The sequence below is a fragment of the Lysobacter sp. Soil_N_51 genome (assembly GCF_057655755.1).
The window spans coordinates 362,857-382,848 of the sequence record NZ_JBDGLR010000008.1 but is presented as its reverse complement, the minus strand read 5'-3'; the positions used below and the strand labels follow the sequence as shown (position 1 = coordinate 382,848).

The window sequence follows — 19,992 nt, the reverse complement described above, 5'->3', positions numbered from 1 at the left end:
CTAGCAGACGCAGCAATGGCCAAACGATCCGCACAAGTCAAAAAACTACGGATACGACCTCTTCTTTTACTGCTCTTGGCCCTATTTTTTTTGTCGCAAATAGTGGTAATTCCTTATCGCTACCCAGGGCCTTGGAAAAACCGAGCCACGATCGAGCAAGCCGAAAAGGCGGCGCTCGCTCGTTTCGGCGAGAATGCTCCTTTGAAGCTTCACAATATTTCGGTGTTGGAAAGCGGCGGATCGCCGATCGTATGCGGCGAATTGAGCAGCGACGAGCGTGAGTATCGACCCTTCGTCTTTCAGAAAAAAATCATCCTGCCCGAAGACATCGGCGCAGAGCATTTCGATAATTTGCAAAACGTCGCTTGTCAATGAGAACGAGATAGAAGAGCTCGGTCGCCGGTTCCGAAGTCGCGCGGGCCGAGCAACGCCTGTTCCGGTCGCACCCTCCCAAAAGTGCGCGCGATGCTCATATGCCCGCGTCACCGTCGACGTTGACTTCATGCACGGAACCGTCGCCCCATCACAGCGCGCGATCGCTCATCACCACATCATGGAATACGCCATCAGGATCGTACCGCCCGCGCAACAGGCGCAAGCGTGACCAGTTCTCGGCGGAATAGCACCGGTGCGCACTGGCCGATCGCTCCTCCAGATCGAACTCGTTGATGTAACAGCCCGACGCCACCGTCGCCAGTTGGTCGTACAAGGATTTGAGCCAGCCGCGGTTGATTTCGTCGTCCGCGACTTCATTCCATTGGGCATAGGTCGAAAAGAACCAACGGCCCTCGGCCGAATAGGCCGCGTCGGGCCAGGACGAGGCGCCACGCCAGATCAACAGCGGCAACGTGGCCGGCGAGGGCTGCGACGGCAGATGCGCGGCGAGTATCGCGACCGCGTCCGCGCCGCGATCGGTCAGGATGTTGTCGGTGCGGTAGCGCCTGGACACCAGCATCGCATCGCCCTGGCGGTAGATGGATTCGAAATCGCTGGGTTGATCGACCTCGACCGCGCGGATCAATCCGGGGGACAGCCGCTGCGCCAACGAGGCGTGCAGCGCTTGCGCATGCGCCGGGTTGTCGGCGAACGCGATCGTGTTCAACACCACCTGCCGGCCATATTCTCCGGCCGCGCGATCGTCGCTCTGCGGCACGATTGCGAGCATTACCTGCAACGAAGGATCAGGCTGTGCCTGTTCGATCTGCGCCAGCAATTGCGGCAGGGCGCTGAACTTCGCCAGATAATTGTTGCCGGTGATGCAAGCCGGCAGCGGCCAGCAATCCAGATGGAACCGGGTCACCACAAAGAACAGGCCGGGCCCGCCGCCGCGCGCGGCCCACAACAACTCGGGGTTTTCGTGCGCATCGGCATGCAGCACCTCGCCGTCCGCGGTCACCACATCGATCGCGCGGACATTGAACGTGCTCATGCCGCCCCAGGCGCGGAAGTTGATGCCGAGTCCGCCGCCGAGCAGGAACCCGCTCAGGCCGACCTCGCCGCCGTGTCCGGTCGGAAAAGCCAGGCCGTGCCGGGCGAGCGCGGCGCTCAGCTGTCGGCTGCTCACACCAGGCTGGATCTGCGCCAAGCGCCGACCGGGATCGATCTCGATGTCCCGCAAGGCCGACAGATCCAGCAGGACGCCGGTGTTGCGCAGGAAACAGCCGGCGTAGCTGTGGCCGCTGCCGCGCACGCTGACCGGTAGGCCGTGCCGGCGCGCGAAGTCGATGCTGTGCACCACGTCGGCGATCGATTCGGCGCGCACGATGTACTCCGGGTAGCGCTCGAAACCGCGCCCGTTCCAGCTCAGGTCGCGATGCCAGCCCGCGTACTCGGGGTGATGGCGCGAGCGCGCCTTGCCGTCGAGGCTGCGCGGAAAGATGCGGAAGTCATCGGCGCTGAGGGTTTGATAATGCGATTGCACGGGCTGGCTCCAGTCGCACGGGCGATGACGGTGAAGGGAATCAGTGCAACGCGCGCCGCGCCGGATCGGCGGCCGGCAAAGCGCCGCGGCCCGCGTGCGAATCGAGCGCGGCGTGCAGCAGGTCGCGGGCGACCAGCGAATACAGCGGCGTGGGCGTCAGGCCGAGCCGACGCTTGATCCGCTCGTTGAGGCGGCCGCCCTCCAGTCGCTTCAAACCACGCGCGAAGGCGTAGCGGTAAGCGCTGGCGAAGCACAGGGTGTAGGGACTGAAGCTGGAGCGGTCGTAGACGACGCCGGCCGACCACAGATGGATACGCTCGGCCTGCTCAAAACAGATGATGCCGCCGACCAGTTCGCTCCCGCATTCCACCACGACCAGGCGCACCAAGGCGCCGCAGCGTCTTACGAATCGCGCCAGCGGCGCGGGCGGAAAATACTGCGGGGTGCCGTTGCGGGCGGTGGTGCGATAACACAGTTCGGTCAGGCGCTCGAGCACGTCATCGAACGGCGGCGCGATCACTCTCGCCGTCGCGCCGCTCGCTTCGAATTTTCGCAGCTGACGATTCATCTCGCAGCGGCCATCGCTTGGAAGCTGCCGCACCAATTGTTCGAAGTTTTCGAATCGGCGCAGGTCGACATCGTAGCGGTCGACCAGATGGCCAGTGCTGAAGCCCTGCCCGCGCGCTTGTTCGAGCAGCGCCGGGTCGCGCACGCTCAGCAGGCCGGCATGCCGGGCGCCCTGGTCCCGCGCCAGTTGCTTGAACGCCCGCAGCAGCGCGGTACGCGCGTCGGGACGATCGGCTAGCGTGGGGACGGTGCTGTCCCAGCAATGCATGATGTGACTGAACAAGCCCAGGTCGCTGCCGCCATCGCGCACGCCGGCGCTCCGTTCCAGCAGGCCGAGCGGATCGATGGCGGCGACGCGCTGCAGATACGCCGGCAGCACGCCGATCAGCTCATCGCCCTCGCTCGCGCACAGATAAAAGACTTTCTCCACCGGCAGCAACGGCGAATGCTCGGCGGCGTCGAGAAAACGCCGGTCGTAGAACACCGGCGCCGCGCTCGCGGCATGCAGGGCGCGATACGCGTCGTCGTCGATGGATTGCAGGAAACGATGCACGTCGATGGTCAGGGCCATTGCGACTCCGCTGAACTTCGCGCAGCGGTCGCGCGACTGCACGACCGCTCCGCCGAGGGTTGGAACGACGTCGCGAACCTCGCCTGCGGTTGCCGAGATTCGCGCTGCCACGAATGCATCCACATCGTGGCTTCGTGGCAACTGCCGCCATCCAGGCGCATGTCTGTGCTTTGGCGCCGGCCCGGCAGCATCGACGGCAGTCGCCGCCATCTGCGGCGGGATGCGAATGGATTCGCGCGCGCCGCGTCCCGAGCCATCGTTTACGGACACGCGGCGACGCGATATCGCGAGTCAACATCGGACACGCAGTGCCCGGCGCGCTCCGGATAAATCAAAAAACCCACCATCCACCCGGCGCCCGACGACACACCGATGACGAGGAAACGCGACCGCTTGCGCAAGCGACCGTCCGGGAAATAGTTGGTCCGCGCCGATTCGAAAAACGTGATCGACATTGGCGGGTGAGCGAGGGTTATTCCGCGGATTCGTCAACGGTTCACCCGGACACAGACGCTGGATGCCGCGCGTCATGGATTCATGCACGACCGCATTCACCATTCGCCTTGCGACGTCGCATTCATCGCCGTACTCAGGCGTCGCCGCGACGACGATCGCGGCCGTCGAAAACCAGCGCCACGCGAACCGAAGCGCTAAGCTAGCCCGTCGCATCCATCGCCGCGACATCGGCGTCCGGCCTGGCCGTCGCCGTCTACCGCACCCAGCCATCGCAAGGGCATGTCCGAACTCACCGTCCACGCTCTGCTGCAAACCCCGACCGTCACCGTTCGCGACGTGTATTGCACCGGCAGCTGCCGAACGCAGAGCGAGGAGGAATGCGCCGACGCCACCCACCTGGTGTTTCCGTATCGCGGGGTGTACGTGCGCCATGTCGGCGAGGACCTGACCGTGGCCGAGTCCAGCCAGGTCCTGTTCTTCAATGCCGGCGAACGCTATCGGATCAGCCATCCGATCGAGGGCGGCGACGCCAGCCTGGCGGTCTGGGTCGAGGAGGCGATGCTGCGCGAACTGGCGCCCAAGGCCTTGTTGCGCGACGAGGACGCGCTCGCGTTCCGCTTGCCGCGGCTGCGCATCGACGCGCGCGCGCAGGCGCTGGTCGCGATGGTCCGCCACAGCCTGCGCGAAGGCATCGCCGAAGCGCTGGAAGCCGAAAGCCTGACCCTGACCCTGGTCCAGCGCGCGCTCGGCCCGCGCACCGCACATGCAGCCGGGGCCAGCCTCGGCCGGCAGCGCCTGGTCGAACGGACCAAGCTGGTGCTCACCAGCGATTTGTCGCGGCGCTGGAAGCTGGCCGAGATCGCCGCCGAAGTCGGCGTGTCGGCGGTGTACCTGACCCAGGTGTTCCAGCAGGTCGAGGGCCTGCCGCTGTATCGCTATCAGCTGCGCCTGCGGCTGGCGCGGGCGCTGGACCTGCTGGGCCAGTACGAGGACCTCAGCGCGCTGAGCCAGGACCTGGGCTTCTCCAGCCACAGCCACTTCAGCGCCGCGTTCCAGCAGACCTACGGCCGCTCGCCGTCGGAATTCCGCCAGTCCGCGCTGCAGCGCTGAGGCGCCGCCGGGCCGGCCGCTCCGAAGCCTCGGCCACCGATCGCTAAAGATTCTGACAGCGCCGCCCGCGCCGCGATGGCCTACTGTGCTCGCCCGGACGTCGGGCGCATCCCAGAGAAACCGCCATGACCAACAAAACCTGCGCCGCCTGCGATTGCCCGCTGGACGACAGCGCGTACCAGGTCCGCATCGGCGGCAAGGCCGTCGAAGTGTGCTGCGACGATTGCGCGCGCAAATTGAAGGAAGCCTACGACTCGGCGATCACGCCCGGAAACGACTGACATGGACGGCAATGCGCCCACCCTCACCCTGCAGCACGTCGACACGCCGTCGGGCTCGATCGCCTACCGTGAGCAAGGCCGCGGCCCGGTCGCGCTGTTCGTCCACGGCGTGTTGTTGAACGGGCATCTGTGGCGGCATCAGTTGGCCAAGTTGTCCGATCTGCGCCGCTGCATCGCCGTCGACCTGCTGGCGCATGGCGATACCGCGATCGCACCGGATCAGGATGTCTCGGTCACCGCCAATGCCGCGATGCTCGCGCAGTTCCTCGATGCGCTGAGCATCGATCAGGTCGACCTGATCGGCAACGACAGCGGCGGCGGCATCGCCCAGATCTTCGCCGCGCTGCACCCGCGGCGCGTGCGCAGCCTGACCCTGAGCAACTGCGACACCCACGACAACTGGCCGCCGGAAGCGTTCAAACCGTTCCTGGCCATGGCCGCGGGCGGCGGCCTGCACGATGCGCTGAGCGGCATGTTGGCGGACAAGGCCGTATACCGCTCGCCGCAGGCGCTGGGTCCGGCCTACGAACATCCCGAGCGCTTGTCCGACGCCAGCATCGAAGTCTATCTGCGGCCGTTCCTGCGCAGCCCGCAACGCACGCGCGACCTGCAGCGGTTTCTCGGCGAATTCGATCCGCGCCATACCCTCGCGATCGAACCGCAGTTGAAAACACTGCAGGCGCCGACCCTGATTGCCTGGGGCACCGACGATGTCTTTTTCGACACGCGTTGGTCGCACTGGTTGGCCGAAACGATTCCAGGCACCCGCCAACGGGTGGAACTGGAAGGCGCGCGGATCTTCTTCCCGGAAGAACGCTGGGCGCAGTTCAACGAACTGCTGCGCGCGCACTGGCTGGCGAGCGCCTGAGCCTCGCGCGTCGCAGTTGGCTAATTCAGCCCGCGACGATTTACGCCTGACCGCATAGCGGCGGCATCGCAACACGAACCTTCGATCTTCGACGCGGCGGCAACGCGCGGCGATGGCGACGTATTGCCGTCGCGTCGACCCGATCGATCCAAACCGACCCGATTCCACGCCGGCGCAACCGCCTTCTGGAGAATTCGCTCATGAACCGCAGACGTTTCCTGCAATTCGCCGGCGGCAGCCTGGCGACCGGCGCCCTGGCCGCCTGCCTGGCGCCCCGTCCCGACCACCCTTCGGCAAAGACGGTGACCGGCGAACTGGAAGCATCGAGCTTCCACGCGAGCCGTCGCTACGCCAAGCTGCGTTCGGGCGAGATCGCCTATGTCGAACGCGGCAGCGGCCCGGCCGCCTTGTTCCTGCACGGCTTCCCGCTCAACAGTTTCCAGTGGCGCGGAGCGCTGACCCGGTTGTCGCCGTACCGCCGCTGCATCGCCGCGGATTTCATGGGCATGGGCTACACCCGCGTCGCCGCGAATCAGGACGTCGGGCCGAAGGCGCAGGTCGCGATGCTGATCGAATTGCTCGACCACCTGGGCATCCACGACGTCGACGTGATCGCCAACGACAGCGGCTGCACCGTCGCGCAACTGTTGCTGGTCAATCACCCGCAGCGCGTGCGGACTCTATTGCTGACCAATGGCGACACCGAACACGACAGCCCGCCGCCCGCGTTGCAACCGGTGATCGACCTGGCGCGACAAGGCCGCTTCGTCGATGAATGGCTGGCGCCGTGGTGGCAGGACCCGCAACTCGCGCGCTCGGCCGCGGGCATCGGCGGCATGTGCTTCGCCGATCCCACCCAGCCGACCGACGAAGCCATCGACACCTATTTCGGCCCGCTGCTGTCGAGCGCGCATCGCAAGGCGATGGCGCACGCCTACGCGGTCGGACTGGAACCGAACGTGCTGCTCGGCATCGAAGCCGAACTCAAGCGCAGCCAGACGCCGACGCGGATCGTGTGGGGCATGGCCGACACGATCTTTTCCAAGCAGAGCCCCGATTACTGGGCCAACACCTTCGGCGGCTCGCGTGGCGTACGCAAACTCGAAAGCAGCAAGCTGTTCTGGCCGGAAGAGCGGCCGGACGTGATCGCCGAGGAAGCGCGGCGTCTTTGGAATGCATGGGCGGCGCAGGACGCCGATTGGCGTTGAGGCTCGATGCGAACGCAGTGAACCGCGTTCGCTCATCGCGTATCGACGCATCGGCGCCAATGCATCACGGCGAACGCATGCGACCGCTCAACCGGCGCGAGCACCGATCAACGCCAACGCCTCCCGCGCCAAGGCACGCGTCAACTCGTAAGTCGACAACTCGCGTCGATAACGCGCCTGCCCCGACCACAGCGGCATGAAATCGGCCGAGCCCGCGGCTTCGGCCTTCGCGCGCAACGGCGCAAGCGCGCCGCCGGCGAGCGGAAACGCGGGCGCGAGCGGCGACAGCGGCCCGGCGTCGCGCATCAAACGGTTGACGATGCCGCGCGCCGGCCGGCCGGTAAAGACGTTGGTCAATGCGGTCTCGTCCTCGCGCGCATCAAACAAGGCGCGGCGATGCAGCGGCGAAATCTTCGCTTCCGGGCAGAACAGATAGGCGGTACCGATCTGCACCCCCGCCGCGCCGAGCGCGAATGCCGCGGCGATGCCGCGCGCGTCGCCGATCGCGCCGGCGGCGATCACTGGCACATCGACCGCGTCGACGATCTGCGGCAACAGCGCGAACAGGCCGACCTGGGTGGATACGTCGTCGCTCAGGAACACGCCGCGATGGCCGCCGGCCTCGGCGCCCTGGGCGATGATCGCGTCGCAGCCGTGCTGTTCCAGCCAGCGCGCCTCGGTCACCGTGGTCGCCGATGAAATGACGCGCGCGCCGGTAGCGCGCACTCGCTGCAGCAGATCGGCGTCGGGCAGGCCGAAGTGGAAACTCACCACCTGCGGCCGCTGCTGTTCGACCAGTTCGCACCACTGCGCGTCGAACGGCGCGCGGTTCGACGGCGACACCGGCATCGCCGGGTCGAGGCCGAACTCGCGGTAATACGGCGCGAGCCGTTCGCGCCACGCCGCTTCGCGCGCCGGATCGGGCGCGGGCGGTCGGTGGCAGAAGAAATTCAGATTGAGCGGCCGGTCGGTGGCCTCGCGGATCAGACGGCATTGCTCATGCGCCTGCTCCAGGCTCAGCAGCGCGCAAGGCAGCGATCCCAGGGCGCCGGCGCTAGCCGCGCCGATCACCATCTCGGCCAAGGTCGGCCCCGCCATCGGCGCCTGCACGATCGGCAGTTCGATGCCGAACAATTCCTGGATACGACGATCGGGCCACATGCGGGTCGACCTCACTCGGGATATGCCGCGAGGATGGCATTAGCGCGGCGGCGCTGTCCTGGTCCGGGTTGGCATGCTGTGTTGCGGATGCGGGTTGGATTTCGCGAAGGTTTGGCGTTTGTTGCGGCACAGAAAAATCGAGCGCGGTGGTGTCTGTCTCGTCATTGTTTTTCGGGCGCTGGGGCCCGGACTTCTTTGAAGATCTGGAGTGCTGTCGCAGCGGAGAGGAACACAGCGCGGTTGGGCCTGTCTCGTCTCATTGTTTTTCGGGCGTTGGGGTCCAGACCTCTTCGTTTGGATCAAACTCCGTGGTTTCCATGCGCTGCGCGCGCCAACCGAAGCCGCACACCGCCAACGGGCCCTCGACCAGCGGGTCCAGACCGAAACCGCGTTCGATATCGATCTCGTTGATCGCCGACGTCACGAACGCGGCCAGGCCGAGCTCGGTCGCGCTCAAGTACAGCGTCTGCGACAGGTGGCCGCTGTCGAGCACCAGCGCGCGATACGCCTTGGGATGATTGCGGTATTTCCAGAAGCAGCGCGCATAGCGCGGCGCCAGCACCGCCAGCACCGGCGCGTTGGAGAACCAGTGTTGGCCCGCGAGTGCGCGGCGGGCGAAGGTTTCCAGCGGTTCGTCGGGCGCGGGCAAGGGCTGCAGCGCATGATCGGCGGCGTGGTAGTGGTACAGGCCCGGCGCGACACCGTCGACGCGCTGCACGATCAGATAGGCCTCGGTCGGATGCAGGCCGCCGCCGGACGGCGTGTGTTTCTTCAGGAACACGGTGTCGTCGTCGATCCGCACCTGCGCCTGCGCGGCGAACACGCGTTGCAGCATGTGCGCGAACAATGCGAACGGCAGCGAACGTTCGCCATCGAAATTGCGGCAGGTCGCGCGTCGCGCCAGCAACGTGTCGAAGTCGTTGCCGTCGATGCGCGGCAACGTCACCCGGCCATGCGCATCGCCGCGTTGCGGCGCATGCACCGGCGGCGACCCGAGCTTGCGCCGCAGTTCGGCGGCGGTGGTCATTTCGTTGGCTTCCATGGCGCTGACGCTGTCGAGCCCCTGCCAGCGCGCGAGCCGGTGCGCCATCGCCGCCGCCGGCCACCAGTGGCCGGCGCGCAGGGTCTCGTCGCGTTCGCGATGGCCGGCGTGGCGCTCGTCCTCGGCCACGATCAGGCCTTGTTCGAGCAGCCGCGGCAACGACGGCGCGAAACGCGGGTCCAGGGTCGCGCTGTCGATCCAGAAACCGGGACTGAGCGCGCCGAGCAATTCGCGCTCGTCGCCGTCGACCTCGACCTCCGCCTCCAGATGCGCGGCCAGGGCCAGCCAGCGCAGTTCGCGGCGCAGGCCGGCGCCGCCGCCGAGCAGCGAATTAAGATCGAAGCCGATCTGTTCGCGCGGCTCGAAGAAGAGCACGGCGCAGCGGCGTATGCGCATGAAGCGGTCCTGTGTCGTAGACGAAGCCGGAGGTGCGAGCCAGACCCGCCCAGTGCCGGCCGGGACAGGACGTTATCACGCGATCCGGACCGTCAGCGCCGACGCCGCGGACTCGCGCAACGCCGGCCATGCCATCGCCAGCGTGCCTGCGCCGCAAGCTGAATTGGCATAACGAAACAGCTCACGCCACGCTGCGGTCACACCAACCGGTTAGAAATCGGCGTCATCGAGTGCATGCAAGGCGTGCGAGCAGGCATGGTTGACCTGTTCGCGCGGGTTGTCGCGTTGTCCCTACGGGGTTAGATTCGGCGCTCAGTACGCCCTAAATGGGCATCATTAGTGGGGGAAATGGGGAATTATGGCTATCAGAAAACCACCCGGCGGCGGGCACACGCCGTTCGACCCGGCCGTCGCCGACAAGCTGCTGGAACTGCTCAGCACCGATAACGACTTCCGCGATCTGTTCGCGAAAGATCCTGAGGCGGCGGTACGCAAAGTCGGTCACGAGATCCCCGAGGACGCCTTGATGGCGTGCATGGCCACGGTCCAGATCGCGCCCAAGGAAGAGATCGCCCAGGCCCGCGCCTTGATCAAGGACTTCCTGACCTCGGCCGCGGCCTACAACAACCCTCACTGTTTCGAAGCGGGCAGGATCGTCTCGACTCTCGAGAAGAAGTAAGCCGGCAGCCACTTGGGAGGGCAGGCGGCCAAGAACGCCTGCGCCTCCTTGCGCGCCTCTTCGGTGCGGCCGAGTTGATTCAGGAACTCGGCCGCGCGCAGTTGGGCCAGGCGCGAATCGGCGACGTTCAACGGCTGCAGCGACTGCGCGCCGACCGGTTCGATATAGGCCAGGCCACGATGGCTGGCCAACCAGCGTGCCTGGATCAGCGCCTGCTCGGGCTGGTCGGCGGCGGCATAGGCCTCCATCAGCGCGGCGCGGCTTTGATACAGCTCGTGCCCGGTCAACAGGGTACGCAGGCGGCGGATCGCCGCTTCGGGCTTGCCGGACAAGCGCTCCTGGCCGGCCAGTACGATTTCGCGCAGTTCCGAAAGTTTCGGCGTCGCCCACAGCTGCGGGCGGTCCTTGAGCGCGTCGAGCACCGACTGGGCCAGGCTCGCATCACCCTGGCGCTGGACCACGTAGGCCGAGGCCAGGGCGAAATACACGTAATCGACTTCGTCGTAGGCCGCATCGGCCGCGGCCGCGTCGAGCGCGCGCTTGGCCAACGCGCCCAGGCGCTCGCGCGCACGCACGCGGTCGCCGTTGAGCGAGGTCACGCTGCCAGCGGCGACGCCGAGCACCTGCTGCAGCAGTTCGTTGCCCTCCACCGGCAGGCGCGCGGCCGCGTCGATGTAGCGTTCGGCCTCGGCCCAGCGGCCCTGGTCGAGCAGGACCGAGGTCTTGTCCAGGTCCTGCACCCGCGCATAGCCCTGCTTGCCGCCGTCGGACTTGCTCTCCAGCCGGCGCATCGCGTCGGCATAGCCTCCCTGCGCCGCCGAGACATTGGCGCGGCGGCGCGAGGCGTCGGAAATATTGAGCTTGAGCGCCTGGTCGAAGGCGTTGCGCGCGGCGGCGAAATCCTCCTGGCCCAGTTCGCTGCGACCAAGCTGATCGTAGCCGTGGCCGCGCAGCGGGTTCTGCGGCAGGGTGGTGCGCTCGGCGTAGGCCTGCGCTTCCTTGTAGCGGTTTTCCTGCATCAGGTTGAAGGCGTAGTTGGCCGCGCCGGCGAAGTAATCCGGGTACAGGTCGGCCAGCAGCTTCCACTTGCTCGCGGCCTGATGGCCGGTGACGAACTCGGCCGACCAGGCGTCGAGGTACAGCGCGTCGCGCGGCGGCAGGCGGTCGCGGTGTTCGATCGCGCGGGCCAGGAACGGCTTGGCATGGGTCGCGTTGACCGAAGCCACGCCGGTGCGCACGCTGCCCAGATAGGCCAGGGCGAAGTTCGGATCCAGCGCGGTCGCGCGCTGGTAGAAATTGGCCGCGTCGTCGTAGCGGCCGGCGCCGAAGGCCTTCTGGCCGAGCGCGTAGGAACGCAGCGCGTCGAGGTTCTTGGTCGCGACTTTCGGCAGCGGCTCGGAATCGCGTTCGATCGACTTCATCGCCTCGCCGAGCTTCTCGCGCAGCCCGGCGGTGACCGTGTCGATCGAACCCAGCGCCGAGTCGGCGCCGGCGCCGTCGGCCGATTGCGCATAGACGGTGGTCTGGGTATGCGGGTCGATGACTTCGGCGCTGATCCGCACCCGCCCGCCGACTTCGGCCACGGTCGGCAGGATCACCGCGCGCGCGCCGTCGCGCAGCGCGATCTCGGAGGCGACCGCGCGATCGAGCGTGGTGTCGGGCTTGCGCTGCATGCGTTCGAGGGTGTCGCGCGCCTTCAGGTCGGACAGCACGTTGACGTAACGCGACTGCTCCAGGCTGATGCGGAAAGCCTGTTCGAGCGAGTCGTCGAGCACGCTCTGGCCGGTCAGGTTGCGCAGGTCGCCGACCACCACCCAGTCGCGCTGGTTGAACGCGATCGCCGGCTGCGGCCGGGTCGCGAACCACACGCCGGTGCCGATCACCGCCAGCACCGCGATCTCGGCGGCGAGCGCGGCCGGACGCCGCCACAGCGGGATGTCGCGCCAGGCCTTGGGGCCGTTCGGCGGCGCGCGCAGCGGCGCGATGCCGGGTTCGCCGACTTCGTAGATTTCCTGCGGCTCGGGCACGCCCTTGAAGCGCCAGCGACCGTGCGATTTCCACAGCAGTTGCTGGCCGCGCTCGCCGAGTTCGCGCGCGGCGCGATGGGCCAGCGGCTCGGCCACCGCCGACAACAGGATCTGGCCCGGACGCGCGGTCGCCATCAAGCGGCCGGCCATCGGCTTGGCCAGGCCCTCGACTTCGACCGGCTTGGCCCCGACTTGCACCGCCTCGTCGCTGTTGCGCCAAGTCAGCACTTCGCCGACATGCAGGCCGGCGCGCGCCTTCAGTTCCAGCTTGCGCGCCGCGCCGAGCTCGCGCAGGCCGCGCGCGTAATCCAGGGCAAACCCCAGGCCGTCGATCGGGCGCTCGAACAACAGCAGCAGGCCGTCGGAGCGGTCGATCAGGCGGCCGCGCCAGCGTTGCTGCAAGGCCAGCACCAGACGGTCGTGAGCGCGGAACAGCTCCGCCGCCGGACCGTCGCCGAGGCGCTCGACCAGGGTGGTCGAATCGCACAGGTCGGTCAGCAGCAAGGTACGCAGTTGCGGACCTTCGGCCAGCGGGCGGTGGGCATCGTTCATCGCGGCATCCTTGTCGGCGGAACTCACGCCGGCGTCAGTTCGGCGTCCTGCCAATGCACGCGATTGCCGCCCAGGCGCTTGGCCTGATAGAGCGCGGTATCGGCGTGTGCGTACCAGTCGTTCCACTCGTGCTTGGCGCTGACCAGGCAGGCGCCGACGCTGACCGGACAGATGGTCGGCGGCGACTGCGGGATCAGCAGCAGGCCATGCACGGTGTGAACGATGAAGTCGGCGAAGCGCATCACGTCCTGGCGGGTGCGCGCGGCGACCAACAGACAGAACTCATCGCCGCCCAGACGGCAGGCGATGTCCTCGGGCCCGGCGACCGAGCGCAGGATGTTGGCCACGCTCTGCAGCACGCGGTCGCCGGCCAGATGGCCGTGATCGTCGTTGACCTGCTTGAAGCGATCGCAATCGATCAGCACCAGGCCCATGGTCTCGGCGATCCCGGCCGCGCGCGCGTCCTGCAGGTGCAAGGTCAGGCCGCGGCGGTTGTACAGGCCGGTGAGGTCGTCGGTGCGGATCAGCTCTTCAGTCTGGTTGAGCTGATGGGTGGTCGCGTACAGGCTGTCGAGCGCGGCTTCCAGATCCTGATTTCGCCGGCGCAGGCGCCGGATCAGGCTTTGTTCGTTGAGCACCACGCGCATGATCGCGCGGCGCAGGAAATACGAAACGAGCGAGGGATCGCGATCGACCAACCGCTGAAATTCTTCGTGGCGCAGTTCCACCAGCAGGCCGTCGGTGGCCGCGATCGCATCCGCGCTGCGCGCGTGATCGCCGATCAGCAAACCGAGCTCGCCGAAGAATTCGCGCACGCCCAGGCGCTTGGTGACCAGGTCGTCGCCGAAGTCGAGAGTGATCGCGCCGCGCGCGATCACGAACATGGTGGTGCCCAGTTCGCCGCGGCGGAACAGCACCTGGCCGGCTTCGATCCGGCGCGGCCGACCGATCTCGGCGAACAGTTCGAATTCGCCCGGGGTAAGCACCGCCATCGCCACATCCGTCGGCGCCGCGGTCGCAGTCGAATTGTCGGTCTCGCGGCCCAACGAGGGCGCCGCCGTGTCGCGATTCATCCCGATCTCCCGGCGCTCCACGTCCTGTGGAGCCTTGGCGGCAGGATAGCACCTGGTCTGAACTGCTAACGCCGCAAGACGGCCGAAACGGCCAGTCAGGTAGGCGATGCTACAGGCCACAGCGTGCGCTGACGACGTGCGTTTCGTCACTGCAACAGCACGCTCGGACCGCATCGCGTCGCGCTGAATGCGAGGCCGGCATCGCCGTCCGGTCCGACGCCTCTATCGCCGCCGCGCTCAGGCTGTTCATACTCGACCCGCCATCCCGTACCGCCGCGTCGTCCCGTCTTTCACCGGAGTCCGTCATGTCGCCACGATCCCTCGCCCCCCTCGCCGCCGCCGTGCTCGTCGGCTTGTGCAGCAGCCCCGCCTTCGCCGTGCGCCCGGCGGTCGACGGCGAACTGATTCCGCGCGCGGCGCTGTTCGGCAATCCCGATCGGATCAACGCGCAGATCAGCCCGGACGGCCGTTACCTGGGCTGGCTCGCGCCGCTCGACGGGGTGATGAACGTGTGGATCGCGCCGATCGACCAGCCCACCAAGGCGCGCGCGGTCACCGACGACAAGGCGCGCGGCATCCGTCAGTTCGTCTGGAGCTATCGCGACAGCACCTTGCTGTATCTGCGCGACAGCGGCGGCGACGAAAACTTCCATCTGTACGCGGTCGACCTGTCCAAACCCGGCCCGGCGCGCGACCTGACCCCTTACCCCAAGACCCGCGCCAGCCTGGTGCGGTTGGCCCACCGCCATCGCGACAGCGTGCTGGTCGCGATGAACGACCGCGACGGCAAATGGCACGACCTGTACCGGGTCGACCTGGCCAGCGGCGAACGCACCCTGGTGCATCGCAACGAAGAACGCATCGCCTCGTATTACGCCGACGGCGATCTGAAGGTCGGCCGGGTCAGCCGCGCGCGCGACGACGGCGGCATCGAACTGCTCGCGCCCGACGGCGACAAGGGCTGGAAGGTGGTCGACACGATCCCGTTCGAGGACACCCAGACCAGCGCGATCGAAGGCTACAGCGACGACGGCAAGACCCTGTACGCGACCGACTCGCGCGGCCGCGACACCTCGGCGCTGTACGCGATCGACGGCGACGGCCACAAGACCTTGTTGTCGGACGACCCGCGCGCCGACATCGGCGAACTGCTGACCGATCCGGTCAGCGACGAACCGCAGGCGGTCTCGGTGAACTACCTGCGCCGGCAATGGCGGCCGCTGGACCCGGCGATCGCGGCCGAACTCGCGCGCCTGGAATCGAAACTGGGCAAGGGCGAATACACCATCACCTCGCGCACCCTCGACGACAAGACCTGGATCGTCGACTACAGCTCGGCCGAACAACCCTCGACCATCTACCGCTACGACGGCGGCGGCAGCGGCACCCTGACCAAGCTGTTCTCCTCGCGCCCGGCCCTGGACGGCGCCGCGCTGGTACCGATGTGGCCGCGGGAAATTCCCGCGCGCGACGGCAAGACCCTGGTCAGCTACCTGACCCTGCCGGCCGGCGCCGAACGCGACGGCACGATCCAGCGCCCGGTGCCGCTGATCCTGACCGTGCACGGCGGGCCGTGGTCGCGCGACGTCTACGGCTACAACGCCACCGCGCAATGGCTGGCCAACCGCGGCTACGCCTCGCTCAAGGTCAACTACCGCGGTTCGACCGGCTTCGGCAAGAACTTCATCAACGCCGCCGATGGCGAGTGGGCCGGCAAGATGCACGACGACCTGATCGACGCGGTCGACTGGGCGGTCAAGCAGGGCATCACCACGCCCGACCAGGTCGCGATCATGGGCGGCAGCTACGGCGGCTACGCCACCCTGGTCGGCATGACCTTCACCCCGGACACCTTCAAATGCGGCGTCGACATCGTCGGCCCGTCCAACCTGGAAACCCTGCTCAAGACGATCCCGCCGTACTGGGCCAGCATCTTCGAACAGTTCGCCCGGCGCATGGGCGACCCGCGCACCGAGGCGGGCCGCAAACTGCTGGCCGAGCGTTCGCCGATCACCCGAGTCGACAAGATCAGCAAGCCCTTGTTGATCGGCCAGGGCGCTAACGACCCGCGGGTGAATCAGGCCGAGAGCGACCAGATCGTCGAGGCGATGCGGGCCAAGAAGATCCCGGTGACTTACGTGTTGTTCCCGGACGAGGGCCATGGCTTCGCGCGGCCGGAGAATTCGATGGCGTTCAACGCGGTGGCCGAGGGGTTTCTGTCGCAATGCCTGGGTGGTCGGGCGCAGGCGATCGGCGAGGATCTCAAGGGCTCCAGCATTACGGTGCCGGCGGGCGCGGATGGGGTTAAGGGGTTGGCGGATGCGTTGAAGGTGCATACGCAGGAAGTGAAGAAGTAGGTCGAGATGCGCTGCACGCGCGGATGAACGCACATGCCCGCATACGCGCGGACAGGTCCGCGCGTATGCGCCCCACGTCGTCGCGTCGTCATTACGCATTACGCATTACTCATTACTCATTACGCCGAAGCCTAGCTCCTTGTAGCGCCCCTCATTGCCCCCTTTGACAAAGGGGGCACGCGCCCCGCGAATTCCGAAGTCTCTACTGCGCTCCAGCGCGGGGGATTTGCTGTTGCTGTTGCTAACGCGAGTGCGTGGCCTCGCAGCGCTGGGTGAACTGCGCGGCTTCAAGCGCAAGCAAAAGCTACATGGGATTCCTGTAGGAGCGGCGTAAGCCGCGACCGCGAAAACCCAACCACGGTGCAAATCCCGAGGTTGCCGCAATGGCGCGGTCGCGGCTTACGCCGCTCCTACAGGAAGGAGATGGCGCCACGTCGGAACTGGGAACTCGAGACAGCGGTTGAAAATCACAGACCGGGCCATCGCACCCGACACAAACAACGAAGGGCCCCTCGCGGAGCCCTTCGTCTTACCCTCAAAAACCGCGATATCAAATCACGCCGCAGCCTTCTTCGAATCGTGGAACTGCTCCTCCTCCGTCGAGCCCTTCAGCGCGACCGTGGACGACTGCCCGCCCTGGATCGTCTGCGTCACCGCATCGAAATACCCGGTACCGACCTCGCGCTGATGCTTGACCGCGGTGAATCCCTTCTCCGCCGCGGCGAACTCGGCCTCCTGCAACTCCACGAACGCGCTCATCTGACGGCGCGCGTAACCGTGCGCCAGATTGAACATGCCGTAGTTGAGGCTGTGGAACCCGGCCAGGGTGATGAACTGGAACTTGTAACCGTAGGTCGCGATTTCCTTCTGGAACTTGGCGATGGTCGCGTCGTCCAGGTTCTTCTTCCAGTTGAAGCTCGGCGAGCAGTTGTAGGCCAGCAGCTTGCCCGGGAACTTGGCGTGGATCGCCTCGGCGAACTTGCGCGCGAATTCCAGGTCCGGCTTGCCGGTTTCGCACCACACCAGATCGGCGTACGGCGCGTAGGCCAGGCCGCGGCTGATGGCCTGATCCAGACCGTTGCGGGTCTTGTAGAAACCTTCGTTGGTGCGCTCGCCGGTGGTGAAGGGCTGATCGTTCGGATCGATGTCGGCGGTCAGCAGGTCGGCGGCTTCGGCGTCGGTGCGCGCGACGATCAGGGTCGGCACGCCCATCACGTCGGCGGCCAGACGCGCGGCGACCAGCTTCTCAACCGCTTCGCGCGTGGGCACCAGCACCTTGCCGCCCATGTGGCCGCACTTCTTGACCGAGGCGAGCTGGTCTTCGAAATGCACGCCCGAGGCGCCGGCTTCGATCATGCCCTTCATCAGTTCGAAGGCGTTGAGCACGCCGCCGAAACCGGCTTCGGCGTCGGCCACGATCGGCTGCAGGAAGTCGATGTCGCCGGTGCCTTCGGCGCACTGGATCTGATCGGCGCGCAGCAAAGTGTTGTTGATGCGGCGCACGACCTGCGGCACCGAATTGGCCGGGTACAGCGACTGGTCGGGGTACATCTCGCCGGCGATGTTGGCATCGGCCGCGACCTGCCAGCCCGACAGGTAGATCGCCTTGAGCCCGGCCTTGACCTGCTGCATGGCTTGGTTGCCGGTCAGCGCGCCGAGCGCGTTGACGAAGTCTTCCGTGTGCAGCGAGGCCCACAACTTGTTGGCGCCGAGCTTGGCGATGGTGTGTTCGACCGGCACCGTGCCGCGCAGGCGCACCACGTCTTCGGCCGAATACGGACGGGTGATGCCGTCCCAGCGCGGGTTGCTGGCCCAATCCTGGCGGAGTTGATCGGCGGTCGGCAGCGTGTGGCTCATGACTTCGATTCCTTGCGTTTGGGTCGTTGTGACGTGGGATTCGTGGGATTGGGGTAGGAGCGGCGTGAGCCGCGACCGCGAAGCCGCGGTTGCGTCGTCGGCGCGAGGTCCGTGTCGCGGCTCACGCCGCTCCTACCCCCGTTGATGCGGTGAATCAGTCGATGCGTTCGTAGGCCGGCAGGGTGAGGAATTCGGCCAAGGTGTCGGCGTGGGTCAGTTCGTCGAGCAGCGCGATCGCTTCATCGAGCTTGGCGCTGCCCGGCAACTTCGCATCGCCGGCGAGCTTGCTCGGCAGGCCGATCAGGGCGCGTTCGAGCAGGGCGAAATCGACCGGCGTGCCGTCGTCGAGGAACAGCGACGGCGCGTGCAGCCACTGCCACAACTGGGTGCGCGCGATCTCGGCGGTGGCCGCGTCTTCCATCAGCCAATGGATCGGCACGCAGCCGTTGCCTTCCAGCCACGCGGCGAGATAACGCACGCAGACTTCGACGTTGCCCTCGAAACCGGCGCGGGTGATGGTGCCGAACGAAGGCTTGATCAGATCGTCGCGGATGATCAGCACGTCCTCGCGCAGCACGTGCTGCTGGTGCGGGGTCGGCATGCGTTCGTCGAAGATGCGCATCGCCAGCGGGATCAGCGCCGGATGCGCGACCCAGGTGCCGTCGTGGCCGGCGGTGACTTCGCGCAGCTTGTCGGCGCGGACCTTGGCCAGCGCGGCCTCGTTGGCGGCTTCGTCGCCGCTGATCGGAATCTGCGCGGCCATGCCGCCCATCGCATGCGCGCCGCGCTTGTGGCAGGTCTGGATCAACAGTTCCGAATAGGCGCGCAGGAACGGCTGAGTCATGGTGACCTGACCGCGCTCGGGCAGCACCTTGTCGCGGTGCGCGCGGAAGGTCTTGATGTAGGAGAACACGTAGTCCCAGCGACCGCAGTTGAGGCCGGCGATGCGGCTGCGCAGCGCGTGCAGGATTTCGTCCATCTCGAACACGGCCGGCAGTGTCTCGATCAGCACGGTGACCTTCATCTGCCCGCGCTCCAGGCCCAGTTCGTTCTCGACGTGGTCGAGCACTTCGTTCCACAGCGCCGCCTCTTCCATCGACTGCAGCTTGGGCAGGTAGAAGTACGGGCCGCGGTCCAGCGCGGCGAGCGCCTTGGCGTTGTGGAAGGCGAACAGGCCCAGGTCGAACAGGCTGCCCGAGATCGCCGCGCCGTCGATGCGCAGGTGCTTCTCGTCGAGGTGCCAGCCGCGCGGGCGCACCATCAGCACCGCCTGCTCTTCGAACGGCTTGAGCGCGTAATGCTTGCCGCTGTCGGGCGCGGTCCAGTCCAGGCGGCCGGCGACGGCGTCGCGCAGCGCGCGCTGGCCGGTCAGCAGGTTGGCCCAGGTCGGCGCGGTGCTGTCCTCGAAGTCGGCCATGTACACCTTCGCGCCGGAGTTCAGCGCGTTGATGACCATCTTCGGGTCGGTCGGGCCGGTGATCTCGACCCGGCGGTCGAGCAGCGCGGTCGGCAGCGGCGCGACGCGCCAGGTGGAATTACGGATCGCGGCGGTGTCGTCGCGGAAATCGGGCAGGCCGCCGGCGTCGAAGAACGCCTGACGCTCGCGGCGCGCGGCCAGCCGGGCCTGGCGGGTGGGTTCGAAACGGCGGTGCAGGCCAGTGAGGAAGCTCAGGGCGGCCGGGGTCAGCAACGGCTCCTGTCCGGCCACGGCGGCCGTGAGCTCGATGCCGTCACCCGGCGGACGTTGCGGCTCGGGTTGCGGGTCCTGCCATTGCTTGATCACTGCCGACATGCTGCGACTCCTGTGGGGATGGGGCGGCCGCTACGAGCGCGTCCCTTGCCCCAGACCATGCGGCGCCGTCTTGT

At 67.0% G+C, this 19,992-nt stretch carries 15 protein-coding genes; 7 read left to right on the top strand and 8 right to left on the bottom strand.

Annotated elements, in window-relative coordinates; translation table 11 throughout:
• The first annotated feature begins 15 nt into the window (after positions 1-15).
• Positions 16-375, top strand: a complete 360-nt coding sequence (locus AC3A4T_RS17605; RefSeq protein ID WP_487676544.1) for a hypothetical protein — start codon at positions 16-18, stop codon at positions 373-375.
• 148 nt (positions 376-523) lie between these two features.
• Here AC3A4T_RS17605 and AC3A4T_RS17600 read toward each other — a convergent pair whose 3' ends face one another.
• Together AC3A4T_RS17600 and AC3A4T_RS17595 are read right to left on the bottom strand one after the other, a co-directional pair.
• Entirely contained in the window at positions 524-1,921 is a 1,398-nt protein-coding gene (locus AC3A4T_RS17600) for an FAD-binding oxidoreductase (RefSeq protein WP_487676543.1), read from the bottom strand.
• A 40-nt stretch (positions 1,922-1,961) separates the two neighbouring features.
• A complete protein-coding gene (locus AC3A4T_RS17595) occupies positions 1,962-3,059 on the bottom strand; it encodes a GNAT family N-acetyltransferase (RefSeq protein WP_487676542.1) in 1,098 nt (365 codons plus the stop codon).
• Positions 3,060-3,794: 735 nt separating this feature from the next.
• Here AC3A4T_RS17595 and AC3A4T_RS17590 point away from each other — a divergent pair.
• From AC3A4T_RS17590 to AC3A4T_RS17575, 4 genes are all read left to right on the top strand, one after another.
• A complete protein-coding gene (locus AC3A4T_RS17590; protein WP_487676541.1) occupies positions 3,795-4,625 on the top strand; it encodes a helix-turn-helix transcriptional regulator in 831 nt (276 codons plus the stop codon).
• 125 nt (positions 4,626-4,750) lie between these two features.
• Positions 4,751-4,906: a hypothetical protein gene (locus AC3A4T_RS17585; protein ID WP_487676540.1), complete on the top strand. Its 156-nt coding sequence runs from the start codon at positions 4,751-4,753 to the stop codon at positions 4,904-4,906.
• A gap of 1 nt (position 4,907) precedes the next feature.
• Positions 4,908-5,774 carry an alpha/beta fold hydrolase gene (locus AC3A4T_RS17580; RefSeq protein WP_487676539.1) on the top strand — a complete coding sequence of 289 codons (867 nt, stop codon included), beginning with the start codon at positions 4,908-4,910 and terminating at the stop codon, positions 5,772-5,774.
• A 200-nt stretch (positions 5,775-5,974) separates the two neighbouring features.
• Positions 5,975-6,982 carry an alpha/beta fold hydrolase gene (locus AC3A4T_RS17575; RefSeq protein WP_487676538.1) on the top strand — a complete coding sequence of 336 codons (1,008 nt, stop codon included), beginning with the start codon at positions 5,975-5,977 and terminating at the stop codon, positions 6,980-6,982.
• Positions 6,983-7,069: 87 nt separating this feature from the next.
• On the opposite strand, the gene AC3A4T_RS17570 is transcribed toward AC3A4T_RS17575, so the two are convergent.
• Entirely contained in the window at positions 7,070-8,143 is a 1,074-nt protein-coding gene (locus tag AC3A4T_RS17570) for an NAD(P)H-dependent flavin oxidoreductase (RefSeq protein WP_487676537.1), read from the bottom strand.
• Between the two features lie 256 nt (positions 8,144-8,399).
• Positions 8,400-9,581 (bottom strand): putative peptide maturation dehydrogenase, encoded by a 1,182-nt coding sequence (locus AC3A4T_RS17565; protein WP_487676536.1) that lies wholly within the window; start codon positions 9,579-9,581, stop codon positions 8,400-8,402.
• 358 nt (positions 9,582-9,939) lie between these two features.
• Between AC3A4T_RS17565 and AC3A4T_RS17560 the strand changes: the two genes are divergently transcribed.
• Positions 9,940-10,260 (top strand): NHLP-related RiPP peptide, encoded by a 321-nt coding sequence (locus AC3A4T_RS17560; RefSeq protein ID WP_487676535.1) that lies wholly within the window; start codon positions 9,940-9,942, stop codon positions 10,258-10,260.
• Here the strand turns inward: AC3A4T_RS17560 and AC3A4T_RS17555 are convergent.
• Together AC3A4T_RS17555 and AC3A4T_RS17550 are read right to left on the bottom strand one after the other, a co-directional pair.
• Positions 10,212-12,839, bottom strand: a complete 2,628-nt coding sequence (locus AC3A4T_RS17555; RefSeq protein WP_487676534.1) for a putative peptide modification system cyclase — start codon at positions 12,837-12,839, stop codon at positions 10,212-10,214. The genes AC3A4T_RS17560 and AC3A4T_RS17555 overlap by 49 nt on opposite strands.
• A gap of 23 nt (positions 12,840-12,862) precedes the next feature.
• Positions 12,863-13,912 carry a GGDEF domain-containing protein gene (locus AC3A4T_RS17550; RefSeq protein ID WP_487676533.1) on the bottom strand — a complete coding sequence of 350 codons (1,050 nt, stop codon included), beginning with the start codon at positions 13,910-13,912 and terminating at the stop codon, positions 12,863-12,865.
• A gap of 305 nt (positions 13,913-14,217) precedes the next feature.
• On the opposite strand from AC3A4T_RS17550, the gene AC3A4T_RS17545 reads away from it, so the two are divergent.
• Positions 14,218-16,269, top strand: coding sequence for a S9 family peptidase (locus AC3A4T_RS17545; RefSeq protein ID WP_487676532.1), 2,052 nt, complete (start codon positions 14,218-14,220; stop codon positions 16,267-16,269).
• 555 nt (positions 16,270-16,824) lie between these two features.
• Here AC3A4T_RS17545 and aceA read toward each other — a convergent pair.
• Together aceA and aceB are read right to left on the bottom strand one after the other, a co-directional pair.
• Positions 16,825-18,126: an isocitrate lyase gene (gene aceA, locus AC3A4T_RS17540; protein WP_215497011.1), complete on the bottom strand. Its 1,302-nt coding sequence runs from the start codon at positions 18,124-18,126 to the stop codon at positions 16,825-16,827.
• A 154-nt stretch (positions 18,127-18,280) separates the two neighbouring features.
• Positions 18,281-19,918, bottom strand: a complete 1,638-nt coding sequence (gene aceB, locus AC3A4T_RS17535) for a malate synthase A (RefSeq protein WP_487676531.1) — start codon at positions 19,916-19,918, stop codon at positions 18,281-18,283.
• Positions 19,919-19,992: the final 74 nt, after the last annotated feature.